Annotated in this window: 18 protein-coding genes and 4 pseudogenes; 7 read left to right on the forward strand and 15 right to left on the reverse strand. The window is 30.7% G+C overall.

Annotation, left to right across the window (positions count from 1 at the left end):
- Nucleotides 1-230 (reverse strand): annotated as a pseudogene (locus tag AC1DMU_RS24820) (acetyl-CoA carboxylase carboxyl transferase subunit alpha); the annotation flags it as partial.
- A 32-nt stretch (nucleotides 231-262) separates the two neighbouring features.
- Nucleotides 263-709 (reverse strand): MarR family winged helix-turn-helix transcriptional regulator, encoded by a 447-nt coding sequence (locus AC1DMU_RS24825; protein WP_476941590.1) that lies wholly within the window; start codon nucleotides 707-709, stop codon nucleotides 263-265.
- 692 nt (nucleotides 710-1,401) lie between these two features.
- On the opposite strand from AC1DMU_RS24825, the gene AC1DMU_RS24830 reads away from it, so the two are divergent.
- The 3 genes from AC1DMU_RS24830 to AC1DMU_RS24840 all read left to right on the forward strand — a co-directional run bounded on the left by AC1DMU_RS24830 (nucleotide 1,402) and on the right by AC1DMU_RS24840 (nucleotide 4,076).
- Nucleotides 1,402-2,511 carry an acyltransferase family protein gene (locus tag AC1DMU_RS24830; protein WP_476941591.1) on the forward strand — a complete coding sequence of 370 codons (1,110 nt, stop codon included), beginning with the start codon at nucleotides 1,402-1,404 and terminating at the stop codon, nucleotides 2,509-2,511.
- A gap of 234 nt (nucleotides 2,512-2,745) precedes the next feature.
- On the forward strand, nucleotides 2,746-3,654 hold the full coding sequence (locus AC1DMU_RS24835) for a VanZ family protein (RefSeq protein WP_215559242.1): 909 nt from the start codon (nucleotides 2,746-2,748) through the stop codon (nucleotides 3,652-3,654).
- A gap of 14 nt (nucleotides 3,655-3,668) precedes the next feature.
- A complete protein-coding gene (locus AC1DMU_RS24840) occupies nucleotides 3,669-4,076 on the forward strand; it encodes a hypothetical protein (protein ID WP_088064979.1) in 408 nt (135 codons plus the stop codon).
- Nucleotides 4,077-4,462: 386 nt separating this feature from the next.
- On the opposite strand, the gene AC1DMU_RS24845 is transcribed toward AC1DMU_RS24840, so the two are convergent.
- Complete coding sequence (locus AC1DMU_RS24845; RefSeq protein WP_215559243.1) at nucleotides 4,463-6,793, reverse strand: glycoside hydrolase; 2,331 nt, start codon at nucleotides 6,791-6,793, stop codon at nucleotides 4,463-4,465.
- A gap of 1,181 nt (nucleotides 6,794-7,974) precedes the next feature.
- On the opposite strand from AC1DMU_RS24845, the gene AC1DMU_RS24850 reads away from it, so the two are divergent.
- Entirely contained in the window at nucleotides 7,975-8,088 is a 114-nt protein-coding gene (locus tag AC1DMU_RS24850; protein ID WP_327964159.1) for an exosporium leader peptide-containing protein, read from the forward strand.
- Between the two features lie 235 nt (nucleotides 8,089-8,323).
- Here the strand turns inward: AC1DMU_RS24850 and AC1DMU_RS24855 are convergent, their stop codons facing one another.
- The 5 genes from AC1DMU_RS24855 to AC1DMU_RS24875 all read right to left on the reverse strand — a co-directional run bounded on the left by AC1DMU_RS24855 (nucleotide 8,324) and on the right by AC1DMU_RS24875 (nucleotide 12,496).
- Nucleotides 8,324-8,704, reverse strand: coding sequence for a hypothetical protein (locus AC1DMU_RS24855; RefSeq protein WP_075313087.1), 381 nt, complete (start codon nucleotides 8,702-8,704; stop codon nucleotides 8,324-8,326).
- Between the two features lie 282 nt (nucleotides 8,705-8,986).
- Complete coding sequence (locus AC1DMU_RS24860; protein WP_088064977.1) at nucleotides 8,987-9,268, reverse strand: hypothetical protein; 282 nt, start codon at nucleotides 9,266-9,268, stop codon at nucleotides 8,987-8,989.
- 648 nt (nucleotides 9,269-9,916) lie between these two features.
- A complete protein-coding gene (locus tag AC1DMU_RS24865; protein ID WP_215559244.1) occupies nucleotides 9,917-10,306 on the reverse strand; it encodes a helix-turn-helix domain-containing protein in 390 nt (129 codons plus the stop codon).
- A 765-nt stretch (nucleotides 10,307-11,071) separates the two neighbouring features.
- Entirely contained in the window at nucleotides 11,072-11,812 is a 741-nt protein-coding gene (locus AC1DMU_RS24870; protein ID WP_088064975.1) for a hypothetical protein, read from the reverse strand.
- Between the two features lie 180 nt (nucleotides 11,813-11,992).
- A complete protein-coding gene (locus tag AC1DMU_RS24875; RefSeq protein WP_476941592.1) occupies nucleotides 11,993-12,496 on the reverse strand; it encodes a hypothetical protein in 504 nt (167 codons plus the stop codon).
- A 1,062-nt stretch (nucleotides 12,497-13,558) separates the two neighbouring features.
- Between AC1DMU_RS24875 and AC1DMU_RS24880 the strand changes: the two are divergent.
- Nucleotides 13,559-13,729 (forward strand): annotated as a pseudogene (locus AC1DMU_RS24880) (DUF6262 family protein); the annotation flags it as partial.
- Between the two features lie 748 nt (nucleotides 13,730-14,477).
- Here AC1DMU_RS24880 and AC1DMU_RS24885 read toward each other — a convergent pair.
- Together AC1DMU_RS24885 and AC1DMU_RS24890 are read right to left on the reverse strand one after the other, a co-directional pair.
- Nucleotides 14,478-14,696, reverse strand: coding sequence for an alpha/beta-type small acid-soluble spore protein (locus AC1DMU_RS24885; RefSeq protein WP_372471298.1), 219 nt, complete (start codon nucleotides 14,694-14,696; stop codon nucleotides 14,478-14,480).
- A 324-nt stretch (nucleotides 14,697-15,020) separates the two neighbouring features.
- Complete coding sequence (locus tag AC1DMU_RS24890) at nucleotides 15,021-16,193, reverse strand: tyrosine-type recombinase/integrase (RefSeq protein WP_476941593.1); 1,173 nt, start codon at nucleotides 16,191-16,193, stop codon at nucleotides 15,021-15,023.
- A 403-nt stretch (nucleotides 16,194-16,596) separates the two neighbouring features.
- Here AC1DMU_RS24890 and AC1DMU_RS24895 point away from each other — a divergent pair, with 403 nt between their 5' ends.
- Nucleotides 16,597-17,595, forward strand: coding sequence for a helix-turn-helix domain-containing protein (locus tag AC1DMU_RS24895; protein WP_088064969.1), 999 nt, complete (start codon nucleotides 16,597-16,599; stop codon nucleotides 17,593-17,595).
- Nucleotides 17,596-18,164: 569 nt separating this feature from the next.
- On the opposite strand, the gene AC1DMU_RS24900 is transcribed toward AC1DMU_RS24895, so the two are convergent.
- The gene (locus AC1DMU_RS24900; protein ID WP_371400271.1) at nucleotides 18,165-18,350 is read right to left on the reverse strand and encodes a hypothetical protein; all 186 of its coding nucleotides are present in this window, start codon (nucleotides 18,348-18,350) and stop codon (nucleotides 18,165-18,167) included.
- Nucleotides 18,351-18,411: 61 nt separating this feature from the next.
- On the opposite strand from AC1DMU_RS24900, the pseudogene AC1DMU_RS24905 reads away from it, so the two are divergent.
- Nucleotides 18,412-18,477: pseudogene (locus tag AC1DMU_RS24905) on the forward strand (DUF2187 family protein); the annotation flags it as partial.
- A 58-nt stretch (nucleotides 18,478-18,535) separates the two neighbouring features.
- Here AC1DMU_RS24905 and AC1DMU_RS24910 read toward each other — a convergent pair.
- From AC1DMU_RS24910 to AC1DMU_RS24925, 4 genes and pseudogenes are all read right to left on the reverse strand, one after another.
- Nucleotides 18,536-18,835, reverse strand: coding sequence for an ArsR/SmtB family transcription factor (locus AC1DMU_RS24910; RefSeq protein WP_000214796.1), 300 nt, complete (start codon nucleotides 18,833-18,835; stop codon nucleotides 18,536-18,538).
- Nucleotides 18,836-19,460: 625 nt separating this feature from the next.
- Entirely contained in the window at nucleotides 19,461-20,201 is a 741-nt protein-coding gene (locus AC1DMU_RS24915) for a YrrS family protein (RefSeq protein WP_262751746.1), read from the reverse strand.
- A gap of 238 nt (nucleotides 20,202-20,439) precedes the next feature.
- Nucleotides 20,440-20,874 carry a hypothetical protein gene (locus tag AC1DMU_RS24920; protein ID WP_002004029.1) on the reverse strand — a complete coding sequence of 145 codons (435 nt, stop codon included), beginning with the start codon at nucleotides 20,872-20,874 and terminating at the stop codon, nucleotides 20,440-20,442.
- A 355-nt stretch (nucleotides 20,875-21,229) separates the two neighbouring features.
- A pseudogene (locus AC1DMU_RS24925) lies at nucleotides 21,230-21,357 on the reverse strand (Holliday junction resolvase RecU); the annotation flags it as partial.
- Nucleotides 21,358-21,574 lie beyond the last annotated feature (217 nt).

The raw sequence follows: 21,574 nt of genomic DNA on the forward strand, positions 1-21,574 counted from the left end.
GAGAAAGTTTGTAAACAATAAAGGTATATAGTCCAATGTCGTGGGCCGGTTACGTAGCCTTGCAATTTGAACTCGTTGAAAAGGTGTAATATTAGAATAAATTTTATCTTGCATTTTATTTAAACGTTTTTCTAATACATGAATTTCTGACGATAAATCTACATTATTTTCTTTAATTCATCAAATTTCTCTTTTAATTCAATAATAGGACGTTCGAAATCCAAACTCATTTTAYCCTCCAAATGTTATGATTTACCTCACTCTAATCAAAAGGCTTAGAAATAGAATCAATAAATAATTCAAAACCATCCACAACTATTTTTTGTTCTGATTCTGATAAATTATTGAGAATACTTTGATAAAATGTAATGGATTGCTCTCTTAAGSAATTAACAGTTATGTGACCTTTTTCTGTGAGGTGCAGAAAAAGTTCTCTTCTATTTTTTTCATTTACTTCACGATAAATAAGCCCCTTTTTTACTAACTTATCTACCAATCTACTTACAGTTGAAGTCTCTAATCTAAGTTTATTGGATAGTTGCCAAACAGTTAATTTTTCCACCTCTAGTTCCTCTAACGCCATCATTTGAGAAGTTGGTAAAGGTTTTTCAAATGGTCCATTGGGCAAATTTTGAGATTCAAAAACCCCAGTTATTATAATCATTTTCTTAATATCTGTTCTTAGTTTTAAGGCATCTTCTCTTTTCAAATAGGTCACCCTCCTACAACTAATGTATCATACATCAATTGTATTATACATGAATATGTTTTTTTCACAAGCTTAACGTAAGCCAATATTACAACATGGACGAGATATTTMTTCTTGTTAAAATGGTATAAGTGGATTGTTTTCTACAAATGGCAGAAGATCAATTATGTATCAGGGACCTTTATGGGGTACCGCTCATCGCAATCAAGCTAAGAAAATAAAACTACCATAAAAACGAAAATTTGTGACAACTTGCAACAAAAAACTCATAATTTTTGGGGGAATTCTAAATTCTTAAGTTGATGGGCATGTATGGTGACCCCAAGTAGACAATAAGAAAAAGACTAAGTTATCAGTGTGTTTCGATATTCAATCGGGGCACACTGGTTTGCTTTTTTTGTAAATGTGGAACAAATTTATTACTTAGATTGTCTATTAATTGTAATCCTAAAAATATAGTCGAACAGTATAATGGGGTGATTTTTGCTAAAAGTAATGTGATAAGAACAATATTTGAAGTTAGATTACCTAAAGAAAAGAGTGCAAAAATTTAATAAAAATTTAAAGTTTACCCTACTTTTTATTTTAATAGTACCTTCTATCCTATACGTATATATGTACAATTTTCCCACTACACTAGTATAGCGGCCTTTATTAACAGTAAAATCTACAATTTACAAGGAGAAGACTTTATGAGTAAGAGAATAAAAGAATTAGATTCTGTACGGGGATTAGCAGCTATTACAGTGGTAATTGGACATTTTTGTTTGATGCTACCATCGTTGCCTAATTCTATTAAATTATCCCCTCTTAGGTTTTTATGGGCTGGCGGGGAAGCTGTAATCATTTTTTATGTACTCAGTGGTTTTGTGCTATCTATGGCACTTTATAATTCAAAAACAAATTATTGGGGATATTTAATTAAGCGATTTGTACGAATCTATATCCCTTATTATTTCTGGATATTCATCACCTTTGCTTTATTTATGTTATTTTCATCATATGAAGTTACGGGACTACGAGATTGGTTCTATGATAAGTGGCAAGGGCCTATAACTAAATTAGATATTATCAATCACCTTGTACTTCTTAATAACTTTTTTACGGATAATTATAATCCGGTTATCTGGTCATTAGCTCAAGAAATGCGTATATCTATCGTGTTTCCCTTGTTATTCCTTCTGTTTTATAAAAAGAGTTGGAAGAAAACGATACTGTTTGCCATGAGCTTTTCTTTAATTAGTATTTTCCTTAATATGTTCCATATTGGAAAAGCTGAGGGGTTTTATAATGGTTATGCCGATACATTACATTTCACATCCATGTTTATGATTGGAATGTTACTTTTTAAATATCAGAAAGAAATTACTTGCTTATATAGAAGTATGAAAAACTTAAACAGAAAACTTCTTATCGCATTAGGGGTCTTTCTATATTTATATTCTACTGGAATTTTATTGATTTCACGTAGTGATACTGCTTTCCTATTAAAAGATTGGGGTGTGGTAATTGGCGTTAGTTTTCTTATTATTGTGGCTATGAATAACTTAAAGATAAAAGCTATTTTAAATAAGAGTGTGTTTGTATACTTAGGAGAAATTTCATATAGTATTTATTTATGTCATTTTCCAATCATGATGGTACTCTTTAAAATTTTGTATACAAAGATACCTATCTTTTTCCTTCTTATCTTATGTATTACAATGACAATACTTTGTTCTATAGTATCGTATCATTTAATCGAAAAGAAATGTATCAATTGGGCGAAACAAAGAACAACAAAGTTTCAAAAGAAAGTGTAATATTTTACGGAATCTTATTTGTTTAGTAAATATAAGAATTCCAATTTGTAAATATGGGCCCAGTTGTTAGAAAAGTAATCCTAGGCTATGCAAGATTTATCAGCACACTAGTCGAAACTTCGATTCGTAAAATCGCGTTGCATAAAATTTAACTGTATTTGACTCGACTTTTTCTTTGTTAAGAAATCTTGCAACAGAACCGAGAAAATATACATTATTCTAAAGAGGTGCCAAATGAATTTTATTAATAAACAAGAAAAGAAATTTACCAAGCGACAGGTTATATTACTTATATTAATAATAGGCTATTATTCCCTTTTAATAATAGCTACCACATTTGGTCGTTCAGCTGAGAATATCTTTGTAAGAACAATTGATTTCGATGTACTGAGCCAGTATCAACAAGCGTGGAATCAATTTTCATTTAATTCTTTTTTTCATATCATTGTTAATATCGGTATGCTGTTTCCGCTAGGAATTTTATTCCCTTTATTGAGTGAAGTTTTTTTAAAAGCAAAATGGATGTTAATCAGTTCAATTACAACGTCTTTATTTATTGAAACTCTCCAATTTATAACACTTCGTGGAAGTGCGGAACTAGACGATTTACTTCATAATACCATAGGAATGATGCTAGGGTATTGTATAGTAAATATAGGTCTTATTTTTTTCGAAAAAAAGGAATCACACAAAAAAATAGTCAAATATTTAATCTTACCCACTGCAGTAAGCTTCGTCGCGCTTGGAATAATTATTTCGTATCAAATGAAGGTATTTGGTAATATGCCATTTGATCCCTATGGAAAAACAGATATGTCTCATGTCACTATAAGAACATCACTGGAGTTAAGTAAAGAAGGTAAAAAAATGCCTGTTTATGATTCCGAAGGTCAAAAGGTGCGAGACGTCGAAATTATTTCTCCAAAAGAAGCATTTCAAAAACTGAAACAAGGAGACATTTATCCTATGGGACCTTTTGGGGCGGGTGAAGAATTTGAAGGTGAGACATTAGTCATTACAGAGTGTAATTTAGAGTACGCCAATGATACAAAAGGTTTTTCTCAACCTGTATATATTTTTCGCGTACAGTTAAAAGATAATGACGTAGTATTTATGACTCCACCTATTTCCGCAAAAAAATAATAGGAGGCGTTTAAGTGAACTTATCTCAAGAAAAAAACCTAAAATTAATGATGCATACTATTACTTTAGTATCTTTCATCATTCTCACTTTTTTTAGCATTACAATTTTTTATGTATCGTTCATTTTTTATTTCGTATTCAAATCAAAAGAACTTCGCATAATATCTATTGAAACAGCTGTTTATCAGCTATTCACTTGGATTATTGTATTGATTTGGAATACTTTTGTAATGAGGATTTTAATGTTTTCTATGTTCCATTTCGATATGAATGCAAGTAATATGTCAATGATATTGTGGACAGCCCCATTATATATAATCCTAACTATTTTATTAGTTTTCGGGCCCCTTAAAGGAATTTTATATGTATTACAAGGAAAAGATTTTTATTATCCGATTATCTCCAAATGGATTAGCAAGTAAAAAATAAATAAAGAAGAATCCAGCAAATTATGGATTCTTTTTTATTTTGTATTTATTGTCTGCTTATGAAATATAAACTCATATTTTATGTTTATATGCTAGTTTTATTTATAATTTCATTATATATCTATAAAAACAGCAAAAGGTCATGGTGTGGAAATGAAATCCAGTCTATGACCCATTTTCACACGTATCTCGGCTGAACCCCACGCCCATCAACTTAAGCAAAGTAAAAACCCCATAACGAAAAAATGAGCTACCTTCTCAAAACAACTAACTGTAGAGAAGGAGTTTTACCGTGACAGCTTTATTTAATGATGTAAAAAGGTATAACTTTTTTGCAAACAGTACGACTTTATTTCAAAGCAACAACTAAGTCATGTATCTTAGTACTTAGGAACTTCTAATATACTCTTTTTCTTCCCATCATATACTATAGCTGTTTTTGCTTTTATATTCTCATTGTTATATATAAAATCTTGGTTTGAGAAATTCACAATCACCTTCATATTTTTTCCAAATGTCGTACTTTGAACTTGCCGATCTTCAGACAATACTTCAAAATTAGTCATTGGTTTTGTTACGGCTTTCTCATGAAATGGAGACCATACTTTCAAATAAGAGGTAATGATGGATTTACTTTTCTCCCATTCATTTTTATCAATATGATATAAAGGTGGTACATTATACAACATTTCAGATAACATTCTATTTCCTATCTCATCCTTAATTCTAAAACTTCCCCATGACCATTGGTGAGTCGTAATAATTGAATCATTATATACAAGTTTATATAACGGAATTGAATATACAGGATTATTATGAATATTTTTATAAATAGGTTTGATTGGTATTGTTTTGGCATTCGATTCTGGAATAGCACCATCTGGTGAAGTGGGTTTATATCCGCCTACATAATATGGGTTCTTTTTATCTCTCATATCAGAATCGGGCCAAATCCCGGGTGTTTCTATTCCATGCGCAAAGGCAATTATATTACTAGCAAAGTCATTCCCACCTTCCGATCCGACTACCATGTGTTTTTCTTCGCTAATAGATTTCATTCTTTGCAATCTTGCTTTTACATCTTGTTCCTGAGTAGTAATATGATTTGGAGAATAATCATCATAAATTTCGCCTGTAGCATCGCAATCGACAAACCAAGAATTAAACGGTATATTATTTTGTAAAATATCATCTACACGTTCTTTCACACTAGGTAAGGATAAAGTTGGATTTAACTTTCTTCCTTTTCCTAAGAATCCTCCTATTTTTTCTCCTTTTTCATTAGATATTGTTGCATTTTCATATAAAGTTTTATCTTTAAAAGAAGCAGTATTCCAATCTCTACTTCCAACTTCATGAATCGAGTGGTATGAATCATAAGGGCCGATTAAATACCCCATTCTATTTGCTTCTTCTACCATTTTAGGATTCATTAATCCATTAGCCCAATTAGGTAACCCTACCCATGCTTTTTTAACATTCGATTTCTTCATATCAACTAAAACATCTGTTGTTTCTTTCTGTTCCCATCTGCTTACTTCATCCACTGCATCTGTTAACTTACTCTTAATTAATCCTTTATTCAGTGTATATAGTTCTTGTTCACTCAAGTTTTGGATTCCTTTTTTCAACAATTCATTTGTTCCAGAATCTAGATTGCTGAAAATGTCTTTATTATAAAGTTGTTCTAATTTTAATACCTGATTTATCGCATTAACTATTACTTTTTGCTGGCTTTTATCGATAGCTTTTTGATTCTTTATATCTTGCATAACAGTTTCAAAATCTTTTGAGCCATCTTCCGTATTTGCTTGTAACAACTGTGCAATCCAATTTGTAAATGTCTCATCCATTTTTTGTGTGAATGTATCCCACTTAATATTTTCTACTGAAATCCCACTGTGGTTCCAAAAATAAATATGAGGCGCACCATATAATTTTTTAATGTTCGGATTTGTTTTTGCTTTTTCTTCTAGTGTCTTAAATTCTCCCTGTTCTTTTATATAATTTTTATAAATGTTTGCCATCGAGACAGGGTTTTTATCAGTTAGATACAATCTGAATCCATATTCTTTATGCTTATTAATAGAAGGATATTGATGTGTAAAACTAAACTGTATATCGGAATCAGCAGTGAAATGAATATTATCATTATACATATTGTCAGCTATATACATGATGGAATATTTAGATTTATTCAATGCAAAGAATCTCATAGAAAAATTTTCTACGAATGACATGTCTTGATCTTTTAAATATTCTTTCCAGTTTGGGTCATTGCTAGGTATATTTTTCCCTTCCGATAAGGGTAACGTATAGCTGTCCGCACTTACTTTAGGCCATGTAAATTCATTAGCTCCTTCAGACTTAGTAGATTTTAACTTAATACTTAAATAGGATTCTTTCTTTTCAATCTTCACATCTATTTGGTCATCTGGATAATTCCAAGATATACAATCATCTTTTTTTATTAGATTTGTTATTTTTTTCTTCGGTAGTGGTAAGGACGCACTTTCTCTTACACCATCTTTTTCCACAAAAATTTCACCCGTTTCAGGATTCACATCAAAAGTAAAATTTTTGTATTGAGAAACTACGTTTTGTCCCTTTGTTGTAAAATCCTTTTGTTGCGCATAACTCAGGGATGGCAATGTAAGACATATTGAACTCATCAAGATTGGAATAGCTAGCTTTTTCATTTTTTTATTCATATTTATAAACCTCCTTATTTTCATTTCTATGATACAAATACATTGTGACAGGAATGTGACAATGTATTTTTTTATTTAGCTTCATGATGAGTGGCTCAAAAAAGAACGAATTCTTGCCGTGTCCCAACAAACTCTTTTTTGGGGACTCTTGTGTACAGAAAATTGTAGTATATGAACAAAGAGTAAGGTAAGAGTTACTCTTTGCCTTTTTACATATAGAGATAGTTTTTTTTAATTTTTCACCATTAACCACAAAAACATCTTATAATCGTTATATACTAAATTAATTAATGGATTAGGAGTAGATCAAATGCCAGTTACACTAGAACTTATTCTTTTCATTCTTCTAGCAATTTGTGCTGTTGGCTATTTAGTAAAAGAATTTCAAAAAACTAGGAAAAGAACACTTGGAATTTTCCTAGAATTCTTGGTTCTTTTCTGGTCAATTTGGAGAATATCAACTATCATAATCTAATTTGTAAAACATGAATTCCTTCGAATAAAAATCAATATTATGTCCATAATGTTGATAGGCTGTATGCCAAAATCCATTTAGTTTTCTCTGTATCTCCTTGTATTGAGCAGTTAGCTTTTGCTGGCTGCTCTTTTATTTGTAAAAACGCACTCAATTGACAGGAAATACATATAATATTCTGTGTTCCTTTCTTTATAAAATAGTCGTTACAAAATGAAATTTTTTATGAAAATAGCGTTTTCGCTTAAGATAATAGCTCCAGATTAATTGGACACATTTACCGATTTATTCACCGCTAAACCCATGTTAAAATCTCTTGTGAGTACGACATAGCTCAATCTTATGAAGCCCTGTAACATTTTCTACAGGGCTTCTTTTTTTTCAACAAGCCGTTAGTTAACTGTGCTGACTACCTTGATTTACAAAATCACTTTTTTAATACATTTATGAAACATTCATGTGTTATCTTCATTACTTTCTTAATATTATATATACTTAATATATAAATATATGTTATAATCCCTTTACGAAACATCACGTGTTTCAAATACAACATTTTTTTTGATGACCACTTATCTTTCCGTAAGAGGTCTTTTTTTCAAATAACTATTTTATTAAATTTCACATATACAACCGCTTGTCCATTTCACATCGCTCTACTTCCACATTTACTATTAGTAATACGAATTTTTCGAGATGAATCATATTGGCCGAGTTTTTATCTTCTGCTGCATTAAATCCGGGTTCGATTGGACCAACACTCCCACCTGATCCAATTCAATTAAAAATAGAATTCACTCGTCTCACAATGAAAATGTGAATGTTAGATTATCAAAATTTAATCAACCGAGCAGTTAGTTTTTGCTAGCTGCTCTTTTATTTATGAAAAAAGATAAAATTTTTTATAATGATTCTTCTTTATTTCTCAATATAAAGAGTCCTGGATTTTCATTAACAATCTTATAGTATATAAACAAAGAGTAAGGTAAGAGCTACTCTTTTCCATTTTAGGAAAGTTCCTGTTGGAGACAACGGGAACTTTTTTCGTAATAGGATTATTTTATATAGATTACTATAAGCATCCATAAAGCCAAGGCGCCAACGATAGCGAGTGCTATACGTGTAGATAGTACCCTTACTTCAAAGTTTGTTTTCTTAGAAGGTTCAGGATATACAATTATGTAAATTCCCTTTAATAATGCAAGCCATGCAATAAACGTTAGGACCCCCTGCCAGTTGAATCCCCATACATTATGTAGAATTACAGTACCTAATCCTAGGAAAATCGATAGGAAACCATACATAATACCAAATCCTCTGTCTTCAACCACTAATTTTTTCAAGTCACGTAGCACCAACGGACGGACGAAGAGTATTCCCGATACGATAACCGTCATCCATCCCCAGAACAGCCCTAAAAAAGTACTAGTTTCCATTTTTATTTCACTCCTCTCAATCATATTTATATTTCAGATATTCCCTCCTTTAGAACAATGTGAGCACTTTTATGTATAGGCTAAAGTCTGCTCTTTTTTAATACAAACATTCCGTATTCAATGCCAATCCTTAATCACCTCACCCCTCTAAAAAAATGAAATTTTTACCATGAAGATAATTATTAAATATTTTACGCCCATGCATTATAATAGAATAGTTATTGTATATTGGCAGTAAGAGGAGCGACCTGATTAAGGGCTTCTCTTTTTTATAAAATAGCATTATTGCAATCTCCCTCTGTATATCTTCTCGATCTGCGTTTCAGTGAATCCCTTGTACACAGCAAACACTTCAGGGAACTGACTCAAACACATATCAATAATTTTGTCATCTGTAGTTCTAATAAAGAAGTACTTAACTTCACTCATGTAATCGTTGTGTAGGTAATAACTCCTAATCTCGTAATGGCAGCCATTAGCTTCCAAGACTTCATACAGCCTAATCTTTGTTTCATCTATATCAAATATTGATAACTGCCCTTCAATCTCAACCTGTTCAATCATTTCCCCATTCCCCTTTCAAATAAAATAACATTTTGTTAGTTCTACTACGCCAATCACGTATAGATAACTATATATTATGATGTTAAAATGTTATTGTGATTCTTATATAGAGTCATATACGACTTTTTCTTTGTTCATGGGGCTCTTACATAGTAGTAAGGGCCATTTTTTATATAAATAGTTTATTTATATATTAATTCGAATATACAGTTGTAAAAATTGTTAGTTAAGTGTTAAAATTCCCTATATACTCCTTAGGGAGTTCTTATGTAATTAACAAGAGTTTGAAAATTCTCGAATCCTAAATCTTAGCCCCTTGGAGCGCCCTCCAAGGGGCTGCAACAATTAAAATAACGTTTTTGTTCACTTTTTTGATACATTTATGAAACATTTGTATGTTACGTTATACAAGTCCTTTTTTTGAATCATTTTCATTCTGTCAAAAAGTCCTAGCCCCTCTAGGGCTTTTTACGTTTAAATAAAGAAGTATACCGGATTTCTCAATGTACAAAATAACTTAACGTTGTAAAATAATATTTGGATGGGAGTCCAATACATATTATTAAAATTAAAGTGGTTCAATTCGGAGAAAGGCACCTTTGGGTGTCTTTTCTTTATTCATAAAAAAATAATGGGGTAATCACCCCATTATTTCTCTTGTACATACATTTCTTTTGAATTCTCTTCAACTTCTTTTATCATTTTTTCTGTTAATCCGCCCTTGTAACCTTCCATATCTTCGGCAAACCTTTCCTTCACTTCGTCAGGAAACTCAACATAAAAGATTTCAGTCATATCTGTAATTCTTAATGCAATCATGATTGGAACAAGGTGAAGCATGTTCACATTTGTTTTCTTCATGTTTGCAAAATCATTTATTGTTGCTACTCGAATACCAGTCAAGCGACTTAAATCTCCCTGTGACATTCCCCTTTCTTTTAGCAGTTCACCTAATCTATTAACAACACGATGTGGTGTGTTCTCTAATAGTCCAGTAACGACCGAATTCGTATTTTGATTTAGTAAATCACGATGCATTCCCACCCCCCTAATTACGTGATATCACTATATAGAGAAATTGTAAACAGGTACCATAAAAAACGATTGATAAGAAAGTTGGAGGAAGGTACCTTGGGTTGTCTTTTCTTTATTTCTCAATATAAGAACTTTAAAAATATGATAGTATTTTAATACAAATTCCCTTTTGTGCACTGAAATAGTAATAAAGATAAGCCCCACCTATTTCCTTAGGTGGGGCTTATCTTTATTACACAATACCAAATTATGCTCTCATTTTTTTATAAACTTTATGCAATTATACATAGTCGTAATAATTACACCAAATAAATATTACATGTAGTAAAATATAAATTGTGGATACATTCTATAAAGCAGATTCTTTTGAAAGGCGTAACATATCAATCATTGCAGAAGGTGTGGCGTCACTCTAATACTGATCTCAAATCTCTTGTATTTTGTAAACTAACAATCTGGTGTATATAGACGATTCTGCTTTATAGGATGTGTTTACATGTATAACAAAGGGATAATACGGATAAGTTTATACTAAATGAACGTGGTTCAAGTCGGAGAAAGGCACCTTAGGGTGTCTTTTCTCTTTAAATAAAAAAAACCACCTATTTCGGTATATGGGCTTAATTTTCATTACAAACTACCAAAATATACTCTCTCTTTTTCAAAATGGATACTTTTTATTTGTCGTATTTGATTCTCATATGAGATACCTTAAATCAAAATTCATTTAAAACCAACAAGCTAAAATAGATGCTATTGATATAGCATCTATTTTAATAAGGCGGTTCTAAAAGTATATTCAATTGGGTTCATTGTATATTTTCCCCAATCTTCATAAGGATATGGGAACAATATAAATTGTAAATTTTCTTCTATATGTTCAATTTTGGGAACATCAACTTTATATCCCAATGTTCCTGTATTTTTTGATTCTACGAACCAAACCTTGTCATCGTTTAACTTCACTTGATTCCAATCTTTTAAAGCGATAATAGCCGCTCGCATATTTTCCGTTGGATCAGGATTACCTATATGTAAATAAGCTTTAGTTTTTTCTTGAACTGAAGGTAATATCTTTCTATCTTTTGAAGATTTACTCAAAAATATAGGAGTATCATCAACCTCACTCTTATATGAAAAATCTGGATTTTTTATATTTACGTCTACCTTTTCATCACCATTCTCAATAATAAACCTTTTTGCATAAACTGGCTCATAATACGTTAATTTATCGAAATCCATTCCTTTAACTATTTCATTAGGCTCTTTAATAAACAAAACTGTTAAATCCACGTTTTCACTATCGACATCAACAGAAACTTTAATTCTCTCTTTTTTATTTTCTCCAATATTTATATCATGACTAGAAATAGATGTTTCACTATCATCAACATGAAATTTCGATTGAATAAAGTTTTGTAAAACAATAATCTTAAAATCTCTATCATAGTTAATTCCATTAAAAATCTCAAAATAAATCGTCTTTCTCTGATCATCCTCTATTTTCAACTTATTTTCAGTACTTAATGGATTTAGATTTTCATCATAGGATGCGATTTCTGTAACAGCCCCACTATCATCTGTAGAAGTTGAAACTTCATTGATTTTAGAAGAATCATCCTTAACATTGATAAATTTATTATAAGCGAGTACTAAAGTACACGCTGCTAGAATTAAATTTTTTTCATATTACCAATTTTTCCTTAATTCAGGATATGCATGTACATAACCACTTTTTTCAAATGTAAAGTTACCAATAGAATATGCACCATTAAAATTATTTATATAACTATCTGGTTTTGCTGTAGCTGAAACTATTTTAGTATTCTTTTGAGTATTGCTATTACTTTTCCAAAGTGAACCAGACTTTTTAAATAACCTTGCTCTTGCTCCTAATTTATCATGCGCCTTTTGGGTATCCGCTTTAGCTACAGTATACCAAGTTAAACCTAGTGGTCTATAGTTAGTAATACTCCAGTTTCTTTTTCCTCCTGAAGCTAGCGCGATCCCTTCTGGTGTAATCATTCCTGAACTAACCTGAACCCCATCAAATTCAAATATTTCACCCTGAATTGTTGTTTGACCTTCAAAGTTCTTGGTACTGATATTTTCTTCTGCTGATGATTCTAGCGGTGCAATTGTTAACAATGCTGCAAAAGCGATACTTGTTGGAATAATTCTCTTTAATTTCATAGTAAATCTATCCTCTTTTTCTATAATTTTACTGTACAACTAAATGTTAAAATAAATCAAAACCAACAACAAGACTAGTTATCTATACAATTCCTATAGGCAAACAAATATATTACACCAGATGTATGATCCCGAAAATTTAAACATAAATAATTACATTCATTCCATATAAACCCATTAATAGACAGTATGTTACGATTAATAGTACTGCATATTTACTACAGCTTTAAATTAGAAAACTAATGTCTTACTAAGCATTGCGAATAAACGCCAAAAAGCGTATGACTTAAGTCGGAGGAAGGCACCTTTGGGTGTCATTTCTTTTATACATTATATCTATTACGTTCTCATTGATGTTTTATGTACATTTCAATGAAAAAAAGACCACCATTACTGGCAGTCTTTTTTTGGTAGTTTTAGAAAAATAAATTACATAATCTAGATATAAAAATAATAAATATTTTATTTCCAAGGTACTATACATTTTTATAATTCTTGCTTTCTCAATCTTTATTGCATGATATATTTTTCTATGATGATTAAAAAATAATATTAAAATTATTAATTCACTAGATTATTAGAAAAAACTGGTTACCTATATAATGTTTTAGTAAAATATAGATATAATTTAAGAAGATAAATTTAATATAGATCAACTAAATAACGCAAAGAAAATGTTTTATTGCATAAAAAAAGGCTCCATTGCTGGAGCACTCAAAAATAAAATAAGTAAATGAATTAAAACAAATAACAGACAATTTAACTATATAGATTAAATATAAATAAATCTATATATATGCATTATTACATATAAAAACCCGATTTTTTGATGCTATGATAAGATTACTCGATGATTGTTATATTTTTTATGGTTTTTAAGCAATACAATACCTTCTTAACACCAAGTGTACAAGTAAAAGAAGACATCTTAATCGATGTCTTCTTTTCTTATATAATAATAACACAATAAAATTAAGAAAAGGCAAGTCGGAGGAAGGCACCGTTAGGTGTCTTTTTTTACAGGGATCCCACCCACATTTTAACGAAAACATACGCTAAGCAAATTTCGACCATAAAGAGCAACTAAGGCAGCTACACGATAAAAGGAAACAGACGCAACTATAGCTAAGGTTGAGGAAGCTATAAAACGTCTAACCAAGAGCTCTAAAGCAATTAACTTTAATAGTGTGGCAGAAAGAAGCCGGAGTGAGTAAAACCACACTAAGAGTACACAAAATTTTATACAGTTTTTCGGTTAATCCAATAACAGACAAGAACCCTAAAACCGCACCAGAATAGAAATGTATAAAAAAATGCATAGATCCATAGAACAAAAAAGACGAATCCTTATTCCCTTGTGAGAATAAGGATTCGTCTTTTTCTTCGCTACCAATCATGAGACATTATGTTAAACGATCACGGTAACTTTTGTAAATAATGTTATTTAAATGAAAAAGCAGGGCCGGCACGATAAATCAAATAACCTCTTGTTTAATGATGAAAATGAAATTAAAGAAAAGTGTGAGCTAAAAAATAGATTTTTTAAAATAAAGCCCTGAATTTTCTGCTTAACGTAGAAAACTCAGGGTTTTTGCTTCCTTATTTACTGTTCCTTTAAGCTTCGTTTCAAAGTTCAATAAAGAGAATTTAACTAAAAGAATTTTTGTTTTATTTGGAAATTTATTACCGATCGGTCTTTTAACTTATGCTATAATTTTAGAATTTGTAGATGAATTCTTGCAAACTGCACCTAAAAATAAAAAAATAGAGATCTTAGGTGAAATAACGTTTAATAGCCTCCAGATTACTTTTAAAGAGTTTAATGAGTTTCTGTACTTATGGTATTATCACAACAAATAAAAACTCTTACAAATGAATCTGAGTAGTCATTTTTAAGTTTCACAAAAATATTTTTATATTTTTGTGAATAAAAGGAAAAAGATTTATCTTAGGGGATCCTTTTTCCTTTTATTTTTTAATCTTAGTGTAATCTGTATTGTCCTGTTAATTGCTCTTCAGCCATTCGAACTAAGCGCTTTGTAATTTCTCCACCGACAGAGCCATTTGCACGTGATGATGTATCAGGTCCTAGTGTAACTCCTAATTCACGGGCAATTTCATACTTCATTTGTTCAATAGCACTTGCTGCAGCAGAAATAAGAATTTCAGTTGTATTACTTTCGTGTCTTTGAATATTCATAATTGCACCTCCACTATATTTGTATATAACATGTGCTTAATTATGATATTTATACGTAAGTAGACTATTTTTTTCTAAGATTTTTAGGAGAATTCTTTTTCGTTCTCTCTTTCCCATATTCAACTAACTGAACTTGAAAAATATCTGAATCCTGAATTCCTAATACGTTCATTTCTTCTCGAAATGAACGCCAGGACTCTACCTTTATTGATTTTTCTTGGCCATTCTTAATGTGTTATTATAATTAACCCTCCTCAAACGTTCAATAATGAGTATTTAATTATGTAAAAAAGACATAATTAAGAAATTTTTCATATTGAAATTTTACACCAACATATCCGCAAATGAAGTACCCACATTATTCTTCCGTTTCATATGCTTCTCTAAATAGATTTTTGTCGTTTGGATATTTTCGTGGCCCAACGTTTGCATTAAATGATATAGATCCGCATTTCCTTGTTCAACTGCCATGATTGCAAAAGCATGACGGAATGTATGTGCCGTTACAGGATTTTCACGATACTTTAGAAAATCTAAATTTGTCTTTTTTATCATGTCTGTTACCTGATTTGATAACGTTTTCGAATTATAAAAATTCCCTCTTTGATTTACGAATAAAGGACATTCATCTCCCCGATCCAATATAGTTTGGAATCCTCTTCTCCGTCTCATTTCGTTAATACATTGGAATAAATGCTCAGGAATGAAAAGTTCACGTACTTTATCCCCTTTTCCTGTGACTTTTAACCAATACTTTCCGTCATAATGTAAGTCTTTCACTCTCGCGGTGCACAATTCTTGAATTCTTGCACCTGTACTTGCTAGAGCTAGTAAAATTGTATAGTTTACTAAATGCCCTTGTTCTTTATAAAACCCTAAAATTTTCATCACTTCTTCATAAGAAAGGTCCCGATTTGGCCGATCCTGTTCATTTACATTAGCGCGCTGCAGTTCTTCATGAAGAGGTCTTTCAATATAAGCAAATACATGAAGGTGTTTTAAAAAAGAACGTATAAGTACTGATTTTTTTGCAAGTGTTGCGACCGCGTACGTATCCCCATTTCTACCGTTCTCTACCTGCTTCAACCAAGCATTATATTTACGAATATGCCAAGGCTGTAATGTTTTCAATAACGAATCATTTTGCTGCACTTCTTCTCCATTCAATTCGAATTCCTCTGCATGCTGCACCATGCACTGACAAAATGATAAGATTTCAGATACATAACTCTTTTTTGTATCCTCTTTTCTATTCTTTTTCTCATCCATATCTTTTTGTAAATGTACGAAATGATAAATGACTTCCAAATCACTTAAATACGTATATTTACTCTTTCCCTCTTTTTCTGCAACCTCCATCTTCTCTTCCAACTTATCTACATAACGACTATCATGCAGGAATGGAACCATATCTCTTATATTTTCTACATATGTATCTATATCTTCACTTTGATTCTTTGTTATAGGTAAATTCTCTTTTTTATTTTGTTTATCCATATTTCGAATTCACCCCTCCTATTGAAGATTATGAATATAATTCGCTTTATTACCTTTACTTATCATTTTATTTTACTTCTATACATTATACAAATGATTATTCATTTTCTTTCTGTAAGAATCCTACATTCTTCTCTATTATCCTATATTTATATTTTTTTATAAATTATTAGTAAATAGATGTCATTTAATAGTTAATACCTTAGATTTTAAATACCTTTTACAAAGAAAATAAATTTAAAATTACATTAAGATATAAATTAAATCTAAAATTCTTTTAAATTAGAAAATTTTATAAGAATTTTAATAAATTCTATTTCTCATTTTAAATATATCTCATATTCTGATATGATATATACATATCTAAAATACTAGTAAACAATAGTTATGGAGGTGTCCTTTCATGACACAGGATTTATTGTTCATTACAAAACCTACTGTAACGACAAAAGAGGCAGCCGACTTATTAGGAGTAACGGTACAAACAATTTTAAAGAAAGAAAAAGATGGATTAATAGAATGTGTATATAAAGATAACTGGAAGCAATTCGGTAGTAAGATTTTCTATTTAGAGGATATTGAACGTTTAAAAAATAGCGAAGAGATTGAGGGTTATAGTACAAAAGAAGCAGCTGAGATTCTGAATGTAGCACCATCTACTGTCTTTACATATATCAAATCTGGAAAACTACCTGCTTCAAAGATTGAAAAGCGCGGAAAAGAAGTATATATCATTGATAAAGATGACCTTGAAACTTTTCAACTTACTCATGAAAAAACTACCTCAAAAGAGCGAAAAACATTCATTGCTAAGATTCAAGACGAAGATATATATTTATATCAATTATTAACACATCAACATACCGGAAAAATAGCGAGATTAATAGAAATTAATGGAGCAGATGGCAAGATTCTTACAGAAGACGAAGAAATTTTCCCTCTATCCACTTATAAAGAACATGATTACTCCTTTGAATCTTTCCGTAAGCAAGCTGTAATTACAAAACGAGGGTATTTATCTTTTTCATTTAAAAAACCTCAACTATTTAATTCCATTACTTATAATCTAATAAATGTATTTTATAAAGAGCTAGGTGTCACAAATATGCGATTAAGTGTTTCATCTGATACTATTAAATTAGAAATTAAACCTTTCGTATTACAAGTTGATCCATTGCAATTTCAAGAAGAGATTAAATACTTACATTCTCATATGAAATCAGGTACGATCCTTCCACATGTAGAAGGAGTTTACTTTAAAAGTAATGTAGAGCCATTAACTTTTCATGCAGATCATGAATTTAAGCAAAAAGTAGTGAAAATGGCAGTGGATGCAGGTATGGGACAGGAAGAATTTTTATTGCAAGCTGTAAAATCTTATATTAAAAATTTGGAACAATAGTTGATTTTTATCAATAAGAAAAAGCGTAGAAATTAAATCTTTCTACGCTTTTTCAATTATACAATTTAATTATTCAATTCTGGGAGAGTAACACATGCCTATCAGGCTAAAATTAGCTAAGTTCAAACTCATCCAAACTTTTTGTTCTTGTACAAGGGCATAAAACTCCAAACTATTCCGAGAAAAATCTCTATTCAGGTAAATTTCATATCTTTAATTGAGCAAACACTTTTCGAAAACTACAACAGCTGTTTACGAGAATACAACCTCAACATAAAAAAGACCACCCCTTTCAATAAAGGAAGTGGTCTTCCTAAATTATCTATTTTATTAAAATAAACCTATAATAACTCTGATATCTCTTTACTCAGCCATCCGTTTATAGCAATAAAATCCATTAATACATGTAATTCTGTCCCTATTAAAGCAGAAATAAAAATGATTTTTAATGAAGTACTCTATTTATAAGTAAACAATATTATTAATCTAGGTATTATAAAATTAGTACCTCACTTAAGAAGTTTTAAAAGACAAGCTTGTTAATGATGCTCCAACACTTAAGTCGGCATTTAATACGAGCGATAACAAGCTACAAATGGTAATGTAATAGTAATTGAGCCATCAGAATTAATCACTATACTAGGACTAGATCCACACTCTTCTCCACCACTTACAATTGATTCTACCCCGCCACTAGGAGTAAACGTAACTATAAGACACACATCGATACAAATATCATTTAAAGTATATGCCATTACTTATCCCCTCTCTAAAGGAGGAACTATTATTATGGGATATGATTGTAGTAAGCGGTGTACTTTTGAATTTGATCGAACCATTGTAAATCATAAAAACTATAAAATTTCAAATGCAAATACATAAAGCAACACAAAATAGCCCCTTCTCACCAGCAGCGGCTATTTTATATGAAAATACTTCATTAGTTTATATATCCTAAAACACTTACAATCTTACTCGCTTTTAAATTATGAATATGATAATAAATTTCTAAACCTTTTCGCTCAGCTCGTAACACTTTACCCTTCATTTTTGATAAATGTTGTGAAACTGTCGATTGTGGAATATTCAGTAATTCTGTTAATTGTGTTACATTACACGTTTTTCTCGTACTTAATTCATTTACAATTTGTAAGCGGATTGGATGCGCCATAATTTTCAAAATATCTACATCTTCTTCTGAAACTAAACTTTTTCTCATTTCACTTGTATATGTTGTCATAGGACATTCCCCTTTTATATGAACTCCTTTTATTTTGATCTATTTCCAAAATATTTAAAATTCCGATGTAAAACCTTTATATAAAAATAAAGGAATTTTAAATTTTTAAAAACAGAACGAAATACAATTCACTTTATTTACTCTTACATTACATATAAATAATAAAATATTAATATGTGCTCTATGTGAAGTTAGCCTAAATTTATAATGAAGATTTTTCAAATCATTCACATGTAGCTACCGATTTTTCTGCTTTGTGTTTCCCTTCTATCTTTGTTGTTTTCTTTCCTTGAGCTTTTCATTGTTTTCTCTAGGTGCAGGAGTGTTGGTCATATAAAGATCGATACTACTAAGTCGTTTACTACGAGGAGAATATTTCCTTCCTTTCTATTTTCTTGTACAACTTAATCCTGTAATCGTTTTTTTGTTGTTCTTTGGTTAATAGATGAACGCTCACACGAGATGAGACTTTATTGATTATCAAAGTTGATCCACATCAGGATCTAACAAATGAGTCCAAGTAATTAATGCTGTCAACATAACAAAAAGAGTCCTGATTGATACGGACTCTTTTTGGAGTTTTTAAAAAAGTAAACTTTTAAACACATAATTACATTTCTATTATCTATTTCACCACTTGAACAGATGCTGGTTTCCACCCCTGATTCTCTACCCAATCAATATCAACCTTATATTTTTTATTACTTTGCTTATCTCGTACATTACCGTAGGCTTTATTATCACCATTATTCCCAATAAAATCGAAAATCAATTGGCTCTCTGGAACATCAACAGCATAAGAAATTGCTTGTTTCATCTCACTCCAATCTACTGTTCCTTCTTTAAATTTCATTTCAGGTTTTGCTCCTTGCACTGTACCAATTGGCTTCCAAGAAGGATTAGTTTGAGAACCCTTTTCTTGAGATGCCGTTTTTTCTCCCTCTTTATTTTCATTTCCGTTCATTTTTACCGATTTTTCTGCTTTTTGTTTCTCTTCTAACAGTGCTGCTTCTTTCTCCTCACGTTCCTTCTCTTCTAACTGCGCTGCTTCTTTCTCCTCACGTTCCTTCTCTTCTAACTGCGCTGCTTCCTTCTCCTCACGTTCCTTCTCTTCTAACTGTACTGCTTCTTTCTCTTTACGTTTCTTCTCTTCTAACTGCGCTGCTTCTTTCTCTTTACGTTTCTTCTCTTCTATCTTTGTTGCTTTCTTTTCTTGAGCAATTGCTTTCTTTGATGTATCAGAAGGGGAAAACAACTGGTATGTCACTATACCAACTGTCACTAATACCAAAGTAAATGCAATATTAAAAACCACCTTTTTACGACGATTTTGTTGTTTTTCTTGAAACCTGCTTACTTGTCCCATTTTTTTAACCCCCGAGTTTATTTTCTCTTCTAATCTTTATGCATTATTCTTATAATTCTTAATATTTTTATTAAACGATGGAAATAAATCACAATTCCCATACAAGATTTCATATCATAATAAAATTTGTGTTGATTCAAGCATCTGACATATGTTATTCAAAAATATTTTAATACATGAAAAATTGATAAACTCCTGTTCGTAAGAAACCTTCAATTTTATTCAAAGATGATTCCAATTACGTCCACATTAGATCTCCTGTAGAAATCTTTTTAACAATTAAGCCCCTTCTTCCCTTATTTATAATTTTTAAATTAAACTGCCCTCTATGGTACAATAAAGATGTGTTGTTTTCTACTGGGGTATGTCGTAAAATCAGAAGGGATTTTATCTCTTTTACCTTTTTTTCAGAGTAACTTTCACCACTAGGAAACTCTATTATTCCTAATGTAATCTTTAATTCGCTTTCATCAAAAGTCCAATCCTTATTAAGTTCCCTTATCTTTTGTATAAAGCTTCTTTTGGTTTTTCCTATATAGATCAATGTTTCATTTTTAGCATATACTCTAGAGATTGCAAATATTCCCTTCTTAAAAGCTTCTTCTCTACTATAAAAATCATTTAAACTATACAATCCATACCATTTAATATGTACTTTTTCTATTAATCTCACCTCATTTTTAGATAATATTATAATTTCTGAATGTTCAAATTATTATGGATACATAGCCTTGATTACTTGAATTATAAATAGTGCTTTTCAATAATACATTTTATTATTACTAATTTCAATAATGAATATGTATATCTCATCATGAATTTCCTATCATTTGTTTCGTCAAGTAAGGCTCATAATTCTCTTCGATAATTATATCGTTCTGTGGTGAGAGAATCCTTGTAAAGGGGAAATGGCGCGTCAGCCGGATGAGTTGATTTTTCGTTTTCTAAATACCTTTTCTTAAAATGATATGCGGTGTTTTCACCTAGGACGTCATTTGCATAGAATAGCGTACTTTTTTGGGGAAATTCGAAAATAACACGTTCACAGGAGTCGGAAACTTGTCGATAAGCGCCACGCCCCCTCTTTGATACATTTCGTTTGCTAAATTGATAAGCATTTCAAATGCCATCCCATCCCACGGTTTCCTAGTCCCATTGTTATTCCTCGCTTCCTACTTGTAAATTTCTACTTCAATAAAATATGCAATATTTCATATTTTATTATTATAATATTACTTTATTATTTATCACTTTCGATCCTATCATTGAAATTCATTAATAAACCAACATTTGTAATTTAATTCCTGATGTTTATTTCTGTTATAACAAGTTAATTTTATATATTAAAATAATCATACTGGAATTTCTTGTTC

Source organism: Bacillus sp. 01N45 (assembly GCF_056399205.1).

Excerpts from the sequence above, each read along its gene's own strand:
- AC1DMU_RS24830 (WP_476941591.1), top strand. The coding sequence starts at position 1,402 with ATGAGTAAGAGAATAAAAGAATTAGATTCTGTACGGGGATTAGCAGCT.
- AC1DMU_RS24835 (WP_215559242.1), top strand. The coding sequence starts at position 2,746 with ATGAATTTTATTAATAAACAAGAAAAGAAATTTACCAAGCGACAGGTT.
- AC1DMU_RS24845 (WP_215559243.1), bottom strand. The coding sequence starts at position 6,793 with ATGAATAAAAAAATGAAAAAGCTAGCTATTCCAATCTTGATGAGTTCA.
- AC1DMU_RS24855 (WP_075313087.1), bottom strand. The coding sequence starts at position 8,704 with ATGGAAACTAGTACTTTTTTAGGGCTGTTCTGGGGATGGATGACGGTT.
- AC1DMU_RS24860 (WP_088064977.1), bottom strand. The coding sequence starts at position 9,268 with ATGATTGAACAGGTTGAGATTGAAGGGCAGTTATCAATATTTGATATA.
- AC1DMU_RS24865 (WP_215559244.1), bottom strand. The coding sequence starts at position 10,306 with ATGCATCGTGATTTACTAAATCAAAATACGAATTCGGTCGTTACTGGA.
- AC1DMU_RS24875 (WP_476941592.1), bottom strand. The coding sequence starts at position 12,496 with ATGAAATTAAAGAGAATTATTCCAACAAGTATCGCTTTTGCAGCATTG.
- AC1DMU_RS24885 (WP_372471298.1), bottom strand. The coding sequence starts at position 14,696 with ATGAATATTCAAAGACACGAAAGTAATACAACTGAAATTCTTATTTCT.
- AC1DMU_RS24890 (WP_476941593.1), bottom strand. The coding sequence starts at position 16,193 with ATGGATAAACAAAATAAAAAAGAGAATTTACCTATAACAAAGAATCAA.
- AC1DMU_RS24895 (WP_088064969.1), top strand. The coding sequence starts at position 16,597 with ATGACACAGGATTTATTGTTCATTACAAAACCTACTGTAACGACAAAA.
- AC1DMU_RS24900 (WP_371400271.1), bottom strand. The coding sequence starts at position 18,350 with ATGGCATATACTTTAAATGATATTTGTATCGATGTGTGTCTTATAGTT.
- AC1DMU_RS24910 (WP_000214796.1), bottom strand. The coding sequence starts at position 18,835 with ATGACAACATATACAAGTGAAATGAGAAAAAGTTTAGTTTCAGAAGAA.
- AC1DMU_RS24915 (WP_262751746.1), bottom strand. The coding sequence starts at position 20,201 with ATGGGACAAGTAAGCAGGTTTCAAGAAAAACAACAAAATCGTCGTAAA.